The 13,569-nt window shown below is 42.8% G+C and carries 13 protein-coding genes; 10 read left to right on the forward strand and 3 right to left on the reverse strand.

Going from position 1 to position 13,569, the window contains the following annotated elements; genetic code table 11:
• The first annotated feature begins 543 nt into the window (after positions 1 to 543).
• Positions 544 to 1,497 (forward strand): RHS repeat-associated core domain-containing protein, encoded by a 954-nt coding sequence (locus tag ACDQ55_RS18915; RefSeq protein ID WP_420983068.1) that lies wholly within the window; start codon positions 544 to 546, stop codon positions 1,495 to 1,497.
• 11 nt (positions 1,498 to 1,508) lie between these two features.
• Positions 1,509 to 1,880, forward strand: a complete 372-nt coding sequence (locus tag ACDQ55_RS18920) for a hypothetical protein (protein ID WP_420983069.1) — start codon at positions 1,509 to 1,511, stop codon at positions 1,878 to 1,880.
• Positions 1,881 to 1,944: 64 nt separating this feature from the next.
• Here ACDQ55_RS18920 and ACDQ55_RS18925 read toward each other — a convergent pair whose 3' ends face one another.
• On the reverse strand, positions 1,945 to 2,307 hold the full coding sequence (locus ACDQ55_RS18925) for a helix-turn-helix domain-containing protein (protein WP_420983070.1): 363 nt from the start codon (positions 2,305 to 2,307) through the stop codon (positions 1,945 to 1,947).
• Positions 2,308 to 2,503: 196 nt separating this feature from the next.
• On the opposite strand from ACDQ55_RS18925, the gene ACDQ55_RS18930 reads away from it, so the two are divergent.
• The 6 genes from ACDQ55_RS18930 (at position 2,504) to ACDQ55_RS18955 (ending at position 9,505) form a co-directional block, all read left to right on the forward strand.
• Entirely contained in the window at positions 2,504 to 4,999 is a 2,496-nt protein-coding gene (locus ACDQ55_RS18930; RefSeq protein WP_420983071.1) for an RHS repeat-associated core domain-containing protein, read from the forward strand.
• Positions 4,999 to 5,355 (forward strand): hypothetical protein, encoded by a 357-nt coding sequence (locus ACDQ55_RS18935; RefSeq protein WP_420983073.1) that lies wholly within the window; start codon positions 4,999 to 5,001, stop codon positions 5,353 to 5,355. Before ACDQ55_RS18930 ends, ACDQ55_RS18935 begins: the two co-directional genes overlap by 1 nt.
• A gap of 54 nt (positions 5,356 to 5,409) precedes the next feature.
• A complete protein-coding gene (locus tag ACDQ55_RS18940) occupies positions 5,410 to 5,940 on the forward strand; it encodes a hypothetical protein (RefSeq protein ID WP_420983074.1) in 531 nt (176 codons plus the stop codon).
• A complete protein-coding gene (locus ACDQ55_RS18945) occupies positions 5,933 to 6,322 on the forward strand; it encodes an RHS repeat-associated core domain-containing protein (protein ID WP_420983075.1) in 390 nt (129 codons plus the stop codon). The genes ACDQ55_RS18940 and ACDQ55_RS18945 overlap by 8 nt, the downstream gene beginning before the upstream one ends.
• 327 nt (positions 6,323 to 6,649) lie before the next feature.
• The gene (locus tag ACDQ55_RS18950) at positions 6,650 to 7,258 is read left to right on the forward strand and encodes a hypothetical protein (protein WP_420983076.1); all 609 of its coding nucleotides are present in this window, start codon (positions 6,650 to 6,652) and stop codon (positions 7,256 to 7,258) included.
• Positions 7,259 to 7,321: 63 nt separating this feature from the next.
• Positions 7,322 to 9,505, forward strand: a complete 2,184-nt coding sequence (locus tag ACDQ55_RS18955; protein ID WP_420983077.1) for a DUF5703 domain-containing protein — start codon at positions 7,322 to 7,324, stop codon at positions 9,503 to 9,505.
• A gap of 89 nt (positions 9,506 to 9,594) precedes the next feature.
• On the opposite strand, the gene ACDQ55_RS18960 is transcribed toward ACDQ55_RS18955, so the two are convergent.
• On the reverse strand, positions 9,595 to 10,323 hold the full coding sequence (locus tag ACDQ55_RS18960; RefSeq protein WP_420983078.1) for a hypothetical protein: 729 nt from the start codon (positions 10,321 to 10,323) through the stop codon (positions 9,595 to 9,597).
• Positions 10,324 to 10,462: 139 nt separating this feature from the next.
• Here ACDQ55_RS18960 and ACDQ55_RS18965 point away from each other — a divergent pair, with 139 nt between their 5' ends.
• Together ACDQ55_RS18965 and ACDQ55_RS18970 are read left to right on the forward strand one after the other, a co-directional pair.
• Positions 10,463 to 11,314 (forward strand): AraC family transcriptional regulator, encoded by an 852-nt coding sequence (locus ACDQ55_RS18965; RefSeq protein WP_420983079.1) that lies wholly within the window; start codon positions 10,463 to 10,465, stop codon positions 11,312 to 11,314.
• 152 nt (positions 11,315 to 11,466) lie between these two features.
• Entirely contained in the window at positions 11,467 to 12,651 is a 1,185-nt protein-coding gene (locus tag ACDQ55_RS18970) for an alpha/beta hydrolase family protein (protein ID WP_420983080.1), read from the forward strand.
• 88 nt (positions 12,652 to 12,739) lie between these two features.
• Here ACDQ55_RS18970 and ACDQ55_RS18975 read toward each other — a convergent pair whose 3' ends face one another.
• Positions 12,740 to 13,183: a hypothetical protein gene (locus ACDQ55_RS18975; protein ID WP_420983082.1), complete on the reverse strand. Its 444-nt coding sequence runs from the start codon at positions 13,181 to 13,183 to the stop codon at positions 12,740 to 12,742.
• Between the last annotated feature and the right edge of the window lie 386 nt (positions 13,184 to 13,569).

The following is a 13,569-nucleotide window of genomic DNA, read 5'->3' on the forward strand; positions in this document are numbered from 1 at the left end:
GGTTATGGAAAAACTATTATCTTAAAAAAGGAACTGTAAATGAGGAGCAGGACTAAGAGTAAAACGCAAATCTATTTTAGGACTTATTTTTAAAATCTGTAAACTTATTTTAGGACGAGACACGGAGCCACAGCAGGCCGGGGGGAATGGCGGGTGGGGGCGGAGTATCGCTTCTGATAAACGATCAGATAAAGCGTGTATCCGTTAGGGATAGTGGCCTCATGATAAGGGTTCCGCGGAGAATAAGACTGCGCGAACACCAGCGTCAGTACCTTGATCAGCTGTAGTACTATCTTGCTTCCGTCCTGGTAGACAGATGATGTGGTCATCGGTAGAACATAGGCTGGACGGTAGTTCTCTGGCCATCTGTTGATTATAACATCAGCAGTAGTAACACATCATCTATCTACCAGGACGGTAACCTACCCGATGATCGCGCATATTTTTTTCTTTCAAATGAAAAAACAGATAAAATAAAAAGTAATATATTTATGGGAGTTCTTTGAGTAGACACCAGGTTGCGGATGGTAGGTGAGGCCGTGAGTGGAGCAGGTGGGTGTATATCGATATGGGTTTAATGGGAAGGAGAATGATAATGAGGTGAAGGGAGAGGGGAATGAGTTAGATTTTGGAGCAAGAATTTATGATCCAAGAGTGGGGATATTCTTATCCACAGATCCATTTGAGAAAAAGTTCCCAGAGGAATCTCCATATGGATTTGCAGGAAATAACCCTGTATCGTTTTTAGATTATAATGGACTGTTTAAGATCTCACCATTCTTTGCAAAGCGTTATCCGACTTTAGCTAAAATAGTAAAGTATTATTTACCAATGCTTAAAGATAATCCAGCTGTAAGAGATGCGTGGGTAAAAGCTTCAGGTTATACAGATTTAGAGGCTGGAGGGAAAGCTTTTGATGAGATGATAACTTATGGAAAAGGGCCTTGGATAAGTCCAACGCGTCGTGAATCGGAAGCGAACACCGATAGAATACCTTTACTTTCTAAAATATTTGGAGGAGAAGGCGGAGGAGAGTTTGATGGGAATAACTTTCCTGATAACCTTATTGTAGGATATAGTCAAATTGAAGAATTAGAAACAGCTATAAAGAAGGGTGATGATAATGCAATTGCAGAAGCTATGTTTGTTGTTACCTCAGCTATTATGCACGAATCTGCGCATTATGGACGATTTAATAATGGCAGACAACGAGATGATGATTATAACATTGAAGCTGGTGCTCAATTTGAACAGTTTGCATTTGGGGTTAGGTTTAGCTATAGGAATCCCGGAGTCGCTGACGCGCAATTACAACGTAGAAATATAGGTGTTCTTAAGGAGACATTTAAGAAATTGAAAGGGACTCCGACAACATTTGGAATGTCGCCTGTTCCTAATTTTTATAATTATTATGGTAGTGTAAAGAAGGCTCCGGTTCCAGCTGGACAACCAGGGGATAAGACTGTGACTGGAAATAATGATAAAGAAACGCCTTAATGGTAAATAGTATGAAAGTAGCTAGGATTAAGATTATTTTGTTGTTTTTCTATTTGTTTTTTATGGCATGTAAAGACTCATCCTTTAATGGAATTGCTGTAGCGAAGAAGTATTGTAAGTGTATGGAAGATAATAATGCCCATGCTGATTACTATAATGCTAGGATTATATGCGATAGTAAATTTGCTTTGGAGAACAGATATTTTAGAATTAATTATATTGAAGCGCTGTATGGTAATGGCTATATGGGAACCTTACAGAAAAAGACAGTAGATAGTGTTAATGAGTTTAACTATCGCTTTTATATGTATGTTTCTGATCATTCCCCTTACATTTATAATGCAGATTCGATAAGAAAAGACTATTTAAAGAGGATGAAGTAAATTGTTATATGGTTATCATAGATGACAAAACCCCGCCACTGGCGGGGTTTTGTCATCTATAGATTTAGTGTGTATAAGTTTGTTTGGTTTTAACATCCCTGATAAAAGCAGCGATGACCCGCAGTAGTGCGGCTTTATCTTCACCTGGTAGCGTCTCAATCTCTTTAAAATATCTGATCACTTCTGCATCATGGAGCGCAGCGGTGGCTTTATCCGTAGAGCTACCGAATATCAAATAATCCACAGAGGTATCAAGTGCCTCAGCAATTTTTTTAATGACCTCCGCAGGCGGTTGCGCGCCTTTAGTCTCGTATCGTCCTATCTGGGCGTATGAAATATCTACTTTATCAGCCAGTTCAGTTTGTGACCAGCCTTTGGCTTTACGAAGTTCAAGAATACGGTTACCGAGATTATTTTTTTGAGACATAATAGTCTGTTTAGGTTAACAAAAATAGCTGATCTGTAGCAGTTTTGGTGTGTTTTTGATACTTGTAGGGTGTATGGTGCGAAAAATAAGTTTGTTTGTGTGCTACATAAACGTTTATTCTGCTGCATAAATGTAGCAATAAAATATTTTTCCACATACATCCATTGAGTTACCTAAAAATGCTTTTATTGCAGCGATGGGAGTGAACCTGTCAGCCTTAGGCCAACCGTTGCTGTATACCTATCAATACGATGTGCTGAACCGGCTAGGTAGTATGACTGCCTCCCGCGGTTTGAATACTACGACTAATACCTGGGTTGCTGCTAAATTGCCTGATTTTGAAGAGGTGGTCGATTACGATGCCAATGGTAACATACAATCTTACCATCGCAATGGTAACAATACCTTTGCAGGTGAGCCATTGGCGATGGATGAACTGACCTACCACTACCGGCCGGGCAACAACCAGCTGGATTATATCGATGACCAGGTGCCAGATAGTAATTATTCCAATGACATCGACAGGCAGTATGCCCACAACTATAGCTATGATGAGACAGGTAACCTGATATCTGACCGTAAGAGTGATATAGACAGTATCTGCTGGACGGTATATGGGAAGATTGAACGTATACGCAAGTCCGATGGTACCGTTATCGCCTATACGTACGATGCTGTAGGTAACCGTATCGGCAAGCGTGTAAAGGACGTAGAAACCTGGTATGTGCGTGATGCCACGGGCAATGTGATGGGTGTTTACACCAAAGGAGATCCTGGTGTTAATCATGGAGACCTTACGCTGATATCGTCTGACCTTTATGGGAGCACCCGTTTAGGCTTATTGAACCGGCAGGAGAATGTGCAACATATCACAGTTCCGGTTAAATTGCCGATGCCGGGTTTAGGAAACGGAATAAATACTATCTTTAGTAAAGGAAATAAGCTCTTTGAATTAAGTAACCACCTGGGTAACGTATTGTCGACAGTATCAGACAAGAAGTTGCCTTACAGCAGCAATGGTACTACTATAGATTACTATCGTCCTGATATAGTTAGCACGCAGGATTATTATGCTTTTGGTATGCTGATGCCTGGCCGGAAGTTTAACGGGCAGGCAGATACGTCCGCCGCCAGTCTCCCAGCGCCATCCCCTGTTTGGGGCAGTCCATCGCAACCGGTGGCGCTGTACCAGAATGGCTTTGAGCAGGCTCCCTATAATATGCCTTATACTGGAGCAGCTAACACCCACGCCTATATCAGCAACAGTAGTTGGACTAACAGCCGCACAACAGATACCACCTGGACTACCTATGCCGGGGTTAGCAATGCAGGACATTCCCTGGCGCTGCCTTCTTCGGCACCAGAAACGAGTACGATCCGTTTAACGTTCGATGTAGATCCCGGCTATGAGCTAAACGTGAGTTCCTTTAGTTTTTATCACCGAAGCAGTTATACCGGTTATCAAAACTACAGCCTGACGATTAACGGTATCCCGGTAAGTCCTCCTCCATCATCAGGTGCAGATACTATTTATGTAGACGTATCAGGTGGATCGCATGTCATGAGATCTACAGGCACATTAGCCGTGAGTAATCCAGTCACCAACCTGATGGGCAAAGTAACCGTAGAGGTTACCTTGAGTAACAGAACAGGTAACCAGGGGACCTTCCGGATAGATAATTTTACGTTGAATGGGTATGTGACGCCAATTGATAGTAGTGTTTATAATAGTGTGCCAGGTAGGTATAGGTATGGGTTTAATGGGAAGGAGAATGATAATGAGGTGAAGGGGGAAGGGAATCAGCAGGATTATGGGATGCGCATCTACGATCCACGAATAGGAAAGTTCTTATCAGTAGATCCACTAACGCAAAGTTATCCTTGGTATACACCATATCAATATCCAGGAAATACACCGATACAGGCGATTGATATTGATGGGTTAGAACCTACAGTAACTCCAATATCAAGAGGAGTGGCATCACGTCCTGCTTTAAGTAATACGTATGTTGATCCGGAAGGTAATTTGACGACTCGTCCTAATCGTCCAATGTTCTTGCCTGGAACAGGAGTAGGCGTGATGCCTAATGAGGGTGTTAGCCCAGTAACAGGTGGGTATTTAGTGACTACTCCTAATGGAGGATTTTATGTTGGAACTCAACGAAGAGAAAGGCCATTAGTTCCGTATCAAACGCCTCAGCAGAGGCAGTTTACAGCAATCAGTGAGCAAGCGAAAACGGCGAGTTATTATTTTAATAGAGATCTTAATCAGGAAAAGCCATTAGGTTCTATGTCAGAACCGCCCAAATTGCCAATTTCAAATCTAGAAGACAAGGATTCAAAAAATAGGAAAGTAATAGGATTAGGGCTTGATCAGGATTTAAGTAATCATAGATGGACAGAAGCAATAATTTATAAGAACGCAGGCTGGCAATTAGCAGGTTTGACAAAGGTAGATTTTGGAAGAGCGTCTATGGATAACTTTGCCTTTATGGAATCATTTAGGCAATCTGCCCAAAATGCGGATGCAATAAATTTTGATGTAACGCATTTTGATCCTACAATTAAAACATCTAGTATTACAAGTAAGGAATTTAATCATATTATTAGTGATCCTGCATTGCTTAAAAAGACAACATTTACCAGAGATGGTAAGAATGTTAATTGGAACGGATCTAAATTTGAAGATTAATGAGAACATTAATAGATAAAGAGCAGTTTGAATCAGCCCTTGTGAGCTATCGAGGGGCTGATGCTCAAATTTGGTTATTTAGTATAACACATAAACGTTTAGTAGTTCGTCTTTCATTCACGAATCAGAATGAGGTGTTATATATACTGGCGGTAAGTTGTGAATATATGAAAGGACCATTCTCTTGGTCTAATGCTAATATATTGTTTATGGATAGTAACACTTTAGCAGCTTCTGAATTTTATATTAAAATTATTGATAAGGATAAAGATTTTGAATTGATATCTTCTGGAGGGGTTGTCTTGTCTTATGGTTTGAAAGATGATCCTTGGTTGTCTTTTGATGATCCTCTATAGAAAGTAGTTATATTAGACTGATACTATAAATGATAAGAGGCCGTCTCTTTATTTATGAGACGGCCTCTTTCTATTCTCCCAGCGCCATCCCTTGTTTGGGGCAGTCCATCGCAACCGGTGGCGCTGTACCAGAATGACTTTGAGCAGGCTCCCTATGCTATGCCTTATACTGGAGTAGCTAACACCCACGCCTATATCAGCAACAGTAGTTGGACTAACAGCCGCACAACAGATACCACCTGGACTACCTATGCCGGGGTTAGCAATGCAGGACATTCCCTGGCGCTGCCTTCTTCGGCACCAGAAACGAGTACGATCCGTTTAACGTTCGATGTAGATCCCGGCTATGAGTTAAATGTGAGTTCCTTTAGTTTTTATCACCGAAGCAGCTATACCGGTTATCAAAACTACAGCCTGACGATTAACGGTATCCCGGTAAGTCCCCCCTCCATCATCAGGTGCAGATACTATTTATGTAGACGTATCAGGTGGATCGCATGTCATGAGGTCTACAGGCACATTAGCGGTGAGCAATCCAGTCACCAACCTGATGGGCAAAGTAACCGTAGAGGTTACCTTGAGTAACAGAACAGGTAACCAGGGGTCCTTCCGGATAGATAATTTTACGTTGAATGGGTATGTGACGCCAATTGATAGCAGTGTTTATAATAGTGTGCCAGGTAGGTATAGGTATGGGTTTAATGGGAAGGAGAATGATAATGAGGTGAAAGGAGAGGGGAATCAGGTAGACTACGGCATGCGCACATATGATCCACGTATAGGGAAGTTTTTGAGTGTAGATCCGTTAGCACGGAACTTTGCATGGAATAGTACCTACGCTTATGCAGAGAACTCTCCTATTAAATTTATTGATCTTGATGGATTAGAAAAATATGATCCATCCTTTAAGCCAACAGGAGTTACTCATATTCAATTAGCAACTGTTCCGATTGTCGGCTTCCCCTAAAACAAGGCCACTAAGGATTATAGATTTTGGATTCGAGATATTTTTTAGCATATTATCAAAGTGAACATTAATGTTGATTCTAAGTCCCACAAATCGGCTGTAAATCTATGACTATTTTATCCACTAAAACATTTGCGTCCGCAGTGTGCTCTGGAAATTTTTCATGGATAAAGCATCAGGATGCCATTTCAGCTGCTGAATATCAGTTTTAAAGTTCTTTTATCTTCTTCCCGAAAGCTTGTTTCCTAACTAGTCCCCCTCATTTTTTATTTCCCGTGAACTTTTTAGTCTCCTGATACATTTATACAATAGATCATCTATCTCAACATGAAAGACGCAGTGGTGAATTATATCCGCGATCAAGTTATTGGCCGGCAACTGGATACAGCTCAACTTACTTATTCCCTGGAAGGCGGAAAGTTGCAGGGCATATACAGTGACCGGATGTTTTTTGCAGACCTGGCCACTACCGAAGCCGGGTTGCAGTTTAACATGATTACCATTACTTCGGAAAAAGTATATACCTTGGATCACCATCGTCAGCGTATCGGCCTGCAAAAAGATTTTACCGGTACCAGTGTATTCCGCTATGAGCTGGCCATGCGTAAAAGCTCCGGACAGTTGACCGGCTATATGCGTTGCCTGTCTTCTACCGTTAATGAGTATACGATGGAGGCCATTGTATACGGTATTTATGGTGTTAAGCTGGAAGATGGCATGCTAAAGTGGAAAGAGCAGCAATTGTTATATCGTGATACGCTCACTGGCGACAATAACTACCGGGCAGTAGCCTTTGATGCCAATATCCGTTTTTATCAGGAATCGGGTAAGCTACGGTTTGAATACGTGCCTTTTTATTCAGACGTAGATATAAACACCCTGCACAAAACAGGATCGGCAGACCAATACCCTCCTTTTATATCCAAAGAACAGTAATACCTCACGCAGTTGCAAAATACCGGTGAGTGCTGTATTTTGTTTGTTATAACTAGTGTAAACATGATAAATAAACAGTTTTTTAAAGGTTTACTGGCGGCATTACTGAGCTTGTTCATTGTTGTTGAGGGGAATGGACAGCGCCCATCAGATAATGTGGCCGCATTGCTCAATGCCTATAATGTTAGCTGGGATACACCGGGGCCATCATCTTTGCAGTCGATGCCATTGGGTAACGGCGATATTAGTTTAAATGTGTGGGCAGAACCGACTGGAGATCTGGCATTTTATATCGGTAAAACGGATGCCTGGGGTACCGAAACAAAGGAGCGGGGGCCTTGGATGAAAGAAGGAGGCGTGCTGATGAAGCTCGGTCTGGTACGCATTGCTATTAGCCCTAACCCTTTGGCGAACAAGGGCGCCTTTCTACAGGTGTTGAAATTGCATGAAGGAGAGATACAATTACAGGAAGGCGCTGGGGCAAATGCAGTAACGCTCCGGATATGGGTCGATGCTAATCATCCTGTTATACGTGTAGCAGCGAAAAGCCAACATCCTGTTTCGGTGAAGGTGAAATTGGAAAACTGGCGTATCGGTGATGGCGATACCGTGTTGAATAAAGTTAACCAGGTGGCCTGGTACCATTATAATCCTGCTACTGCCGATCCCCATTTGAAGGACATCGTTTTTGGCGCCGTTATTAAAGGCCCGGGTTTGGTAAATGCCGATGCTACCACCTTGCAGTCTAAATCTCCGGCTACCACGCAGTTGATCTCTGTTTATCCGCTTACGCAAACAACAGGGGTCAATAATTGGTTATCCGGTATGAATAAACAGGTAGCAGACATCGATGGGTTGAACCTTGAGCAGACCTGGGCGGCCCATCGGCGATGGTGGGATAATTTCTGGCACCGGAGCTGGATATTTATCCAGGGGGATGATCAAACTAAAAAAGTAAATGAAGGGTATATCCTGCAACGTTTTGTGACTGCTTGTGCTGGCAGGGGCGCTTATCCCATCAAATTCAATGGTTCCTTGTTTGTGGTAGACAATCCGGCCTGGATGCAAAACCGGAAGAATAACCCGGTGAAGATGGACGCTGATTTCAGGGATTGGGGCGGACAGTACTGGTTTCAGAATACCCGCGCCATGTATTGGCCGCGGTTAATGGCAGGCGATTTTGATATCATGCTGCCGTTGTTTAAAATGTATGCCGGCATATTGCCAGGTAATGCTGAGCTCGTACAACAATATTATCACCACGATGGTGCTTACTTCGCCGAAACAGCGCCTTTTTGGGGTGGTTTGTTGTACATGGGGCCTGAAGTGCCGGAAAACTGGACCGCCCACTATTTTACGCCGATATTGGAGCTGAGCATGATGATGCTGGACTATTACGAATATACCGGCGATCAGCAATTTGCCAAAGAAATATTGTTACCGGTAGCAACTGCGGGTATTCGTTTCTTTGATAAACATTTTAGTCGCGATGCCCAGGGTAAGTTGTTGCTCGACCCAGATAACTCCATAGAGATGTTCTGGAAGGTACATAATCCTGCACCGGATATTGCTGGCTTACATGCCGTAGTGCACCGCCTCGCTGTTTTGCCGGACGGTTTGGTGAGCAAGCAGCAGCGTAGTGATTGGCAACGATTCGAAAGTGAATTACCCGTACTACCTGTAGGTGTGGAGAATGGCAAAGAGGTGCTGTTGCCTTATAGTGGCCCACAAACAGCTAAAGGCCATAACTTGGAAAATCCTGAGCTGTATGCCGTTTATCCTTTCCGTTTATATGGCGTGGGTAAGCCGGATCTGCAGCTGGCGATCAACTCTTTTAATAACCGTAAATTCAGGGATAAGGGTTGCTGGGTGCAGGACCCTATCCAGGCAGCCATGCTGGGGCAAACAGCTGTGGCAAAAATGTATACTTCCTTTAACCTGACCCGTAAAGACCCTTCACTGAAATTTCCGGCTTTCTGGGATATCGGCCACGACTATATGCCCGATGAAGATAATGGAGGCAATGGCGAAAACGGGTTGCAACAGATGCTGATGCAAACTGATGGTAAGAAAATTATGCTGTTGCCGGCTTGGCCCGCTGAATGGGGGAATGTTTCCTTTAAACTGAATGCACCATATCGTACAACCGTAGAAGGAAAAGTGGTAAATGGAAAGCTAACGGATCTGGTAATAACGCCGGCTTCCCGCAAAGGAGATGTAATAGATATGAGCACCGCAAACAGATAGTCGCCTTATAAGGATATTTTATAACGCCTGTAAGCCGTGGAGGCTTACAGGCGTTGTTTTTATGCCAGTCTGGCTATTGTAAAAAGCGCTTATGGCATCAGAAAAATATCTACCAGAACCTTATTATCCTTTCTCCATTGAAGCCAGCCGGTAAGAGAGGGCTGGCAGGCATTAATGTACTCACGGCAAGGTTCACTGCTGTCCTGGTCATCATTGTAAAAGCAATCATATTTTACCTGCAACCAATCTCCTTTCATCTGCAAAGGGCAAAACATTTCATATCCTTCAGGGATGGTTAATGTATCTGCGTTATCCTCCGGCATTTTCCTCAACGTTTGGGGAAAGATGGTACTTCCTTTTGAATCGGTTCCCCGTCGAATGCCATAAGACTGCATAATATAGGTTTCCCAGGTTTGGAACCTATAGTTTTTATTTTTAGGGAGATATTTAATTTCGTTGTAATTCGTTATGATCTTATAGGCGTCGTCGGTAACTTCCAGGCATACAAACTGCATAATACCATATTCTGGATCAAAATATTTGGAGCAGGGTAATGATAAAAGGTCGTCAGTTTTGTACATGTCTATTTTATACAATAGCTGTTTTAACAGGCTATCCTGGTAAATTTCAAATTGTTGCGGTACAACTATCAGGCCTATGCCTAGGTCCATAACATCGTTATTGTAGGAGCAGCTATTGCGCGGCGTTACAGCTATTGCCGGGGCAGACGTAAGGGATTGTGCTTTAGGGGCAGGGGCCGGATGCTTACAGGCGATCAGCATGGTCAGTACAATAACAGGTAATAGGAACCGTTTCATGGCGCCAAGATATATTTTTTGTTGGATTTAACGTATAGCAGTAAGAGGAATCTTGATAAGCCTAAGATAGGATAAACCAGTGCCGCTGGCTTTTTTGAATAGTTTGAAGAATTGCAGATATTTGTTTACGACACCTGTTATGCAAAAGATACCTCTTCATAAGTTATACGACCGTGCTGATATTGGCCTCGAAGTGCGCCATACCTCACATAGCAGTTCCAAAAGCGAGTTGGAGGCCTTTGGGGTGCACCGGGACGATAACTATATTTTTTTGCTTGTAGAAAAAGGTGCTGGGTCTATTGTAGTAGATTTCCAGCAAGTGCTCTTAACAGAGAGGAATGTATATTTTGTTTCGCCCGGCCAAATACACCATCGTATTAATGCCGGTAATAGCGATAGCTGGTATTTGTCTGTAGCGCCTATGTTGGTGCCGGCAGACTGCCTGGATGTTTTTGAAAGTAATCTTTTATCGCAGCAGCCTTGTATGTTGGAAGAGGCCGCTTTTATGCAATGTCAGCAAACCATACAGCTACTGAGTACGCAATATTATAGTGATCCGCAGGCTGCCTTTTACAAGCAGCAAACATATGCGTTGTTAAATGCCTTTTTATGCGTGGTAGCGCGCGCATATCTTACTACAGCCAGTGAGGGGGGAATTACCTCCCGTCCCTTTCTGCTTACTCGTGCTTTTAGAAAGCTATTAACTGAGCGGGTAACAGAAGAGAAAAGCCCGACTTTCTATGCCAGGCAGCTGCATATTTCAGAAATCTATCTGAATGAGGTGGTAAAGAAAATAACTGGCTTTACGGTTACTCATTGGATTATGCACGAAATTATACTGGAAGCGAAACGGTTATTGTGTTACAGCAATATGAACGTGAAAGAGATCGCCCATTTGCTGGGATACGAAGACCATACTTATTTCTCCCGGCTATTCAAAAAAGTAACCCAAACCACCCCCCTGGTCTTCAGAACGGCATACCTTAAATAGTCCAATCATTACCTAATTCCTTCTCTTTCTGCGTAATAACTGCAGTGGTATCTTTGTATCGTTCAATTGATTTAAACGTTACAGGATCTGCCACCCGGGGCATTGCAAAACACAGGTACTGTAAGGTTGCTTATACCACTTAAAAAAATAATATGTTACAATTAAGTAGTGATCATACCTTTCATTATGAACTTTTAAGAGTATTAGGTGCAAGCCGTGCCAATGGAGCAGATGTATCAGAAGTGTTGAGTGTGGCGGAGAAAGTAAAGCCAGGGGATTTTGAAAGCTGGTACGAAGAGTTTAACAAGCTGGCTCAGCACGTACATACGAATGTGCCAGATGTGCGTTACCGCGTTTCTGCGCGGAATGCATTGTTCAGGGCCGCCAGCTATTACAGGTCAGCCGATTTCTTCCTGCATGGTAATCCGGCAGACCCAAGGATCATGGATATTTGGAAATTACAGACCGCTTGTTTCGATCAGGCTATTTCCTTGATGGATATACCAGGTGAACGTTTTGAGTTAGCTACACCGGAATTCAACGTTCCAGGTATCTTTTACCGGGCAGCCAATGACGACCAACCCCGTCCTACTTTGTTATTGTGCAATGGCTATGATGGCAGTCAGGAAGAAATGCTGCATGTGTTTGGTTTTGGCGCACTGGAGAGGGGATATAATGTGATTACCTTTGAAGGTCCTGGCCAGCCAACGGTAGTAAGGAACCAACAAAAAGGCTTTATTACAGAATGGGAGAAAGTAGTAACGCCAGTAGTAGATTACTGCCAGGGTATTGACGCAATAGACAGCAGTAAATTGATTCTCCTGGGTTATTCATTCGGAGGCTTCCTGGTACCCAGGGCTGCTGCTTTTGAGCATCGTCTTGCAGCAGTAGTATGTGTGGATGGGCTATTCGATATATACCACGCATTTTCAAGAAATCTGCCACCTGTGTTACTACAATTCCGCGACGAAAATAAACAAGAGATGTTCGACCAGGTTGTTCTCCAGATGATGAAGGAACATACCGGTTTAAGATGGGCTATCGATCAAGGTTGTTGGGCTTTTATAACGGCGTCTCCGCTTGATTTCCTGGAAAAAACACGGAGCATGACAATGGAAGGGGTCGTTGATCATATCCAATGCCCCGTTTTGGTATGCGAAGCAGGAACAGACCAGTTTTTTGGTGGGCAACCGGTACGGTTAGCCAATGCTTTAGGAGACCGGGCAACCTACCGGATTCTTACGGAAGAAGATGCCGCACAGGAACATTGCCACGTAGGCGCTACCGATTTTGCTACCAGTGTAGTAATGGATTGGGTGGCCGAAAAGATGGCATAAATAAAGTGTTGGTTTAATAAACAGAAAACCTGTTGGCGTTTGGGCCAACAGGTTTTCTCTTATCCGATTAGTTATCAACGTAACAAAATCAAGGTGTAATCACTACAGGGGAGCCACTGGCGTCTACAGTAATACTTTGTGCTACACCATTTTCAATCATACGAACCACGTAAGCATTACTTCCATTATCTAAATTCAAGGTAGTGATATCGTATAGTGAAGGGCCATATTTATTTCTAAAAGAAGCCATTACATCTGCAGGAACAAAATTTTCAGTAACAGGAAGTGCTGCAGGAGGACGCATCATGTTATAGTTATAGTTGTAGCTATAACTATAAGGTGTCATGCCGTTTTCCATCTTGCGTTGCTCTCTCTGTTCTTTTTTTTCTCTCTTTTCTTCCTTCTTTAGTTCTTTTTTATCTCTTTTATCTTGTTTAGGAGTTTCCTGCATGTTCTGGGCGTTCGTTCTTGCTGGTATCGCGGTTACCGAGCAGATACCGGCTGCCAACAGAAGAATCATCATCTTTTTCATACTCACAAAGTTTAATAGATGAATAGAATAGTTATAAACCAAAGGTCGGTGATTTGGTGAGATCACGAACCAATGAGCCTGTACTTTACTGGAGGCTGCAAGCGGAGATTTTTGTATATTAAGTAATTGAAAATTAAGTAATTAAAAGGTGTGTATCCCGGCCGTTTTTCATTATTTTAACAATTATTAAATAAAGGAAATGGTGTATGTTTCCGGCTGTTTTGAGTAGATATATCTTACCCAACTGATCTGTCTCTACGAAGAAAAGGAAGATGCTGTTTGGATGTTTTACCAGCAAGGGTATGCTATTGGGTATGAAGGCGATTGCGCTGCCAACAATAATCCAAGTGTTTAGTGATAAGTATACTAACTGGAATGATTGTACG

It is taken from the genome of Chitinophaga sp. 30R24, assembly GCF_049056765.1.
Classification (GTDB): Bacteria; Bacteroidota; Bacteroidia; order Chitinophagales; family Chitinophagaceae; genus Chitinophaga.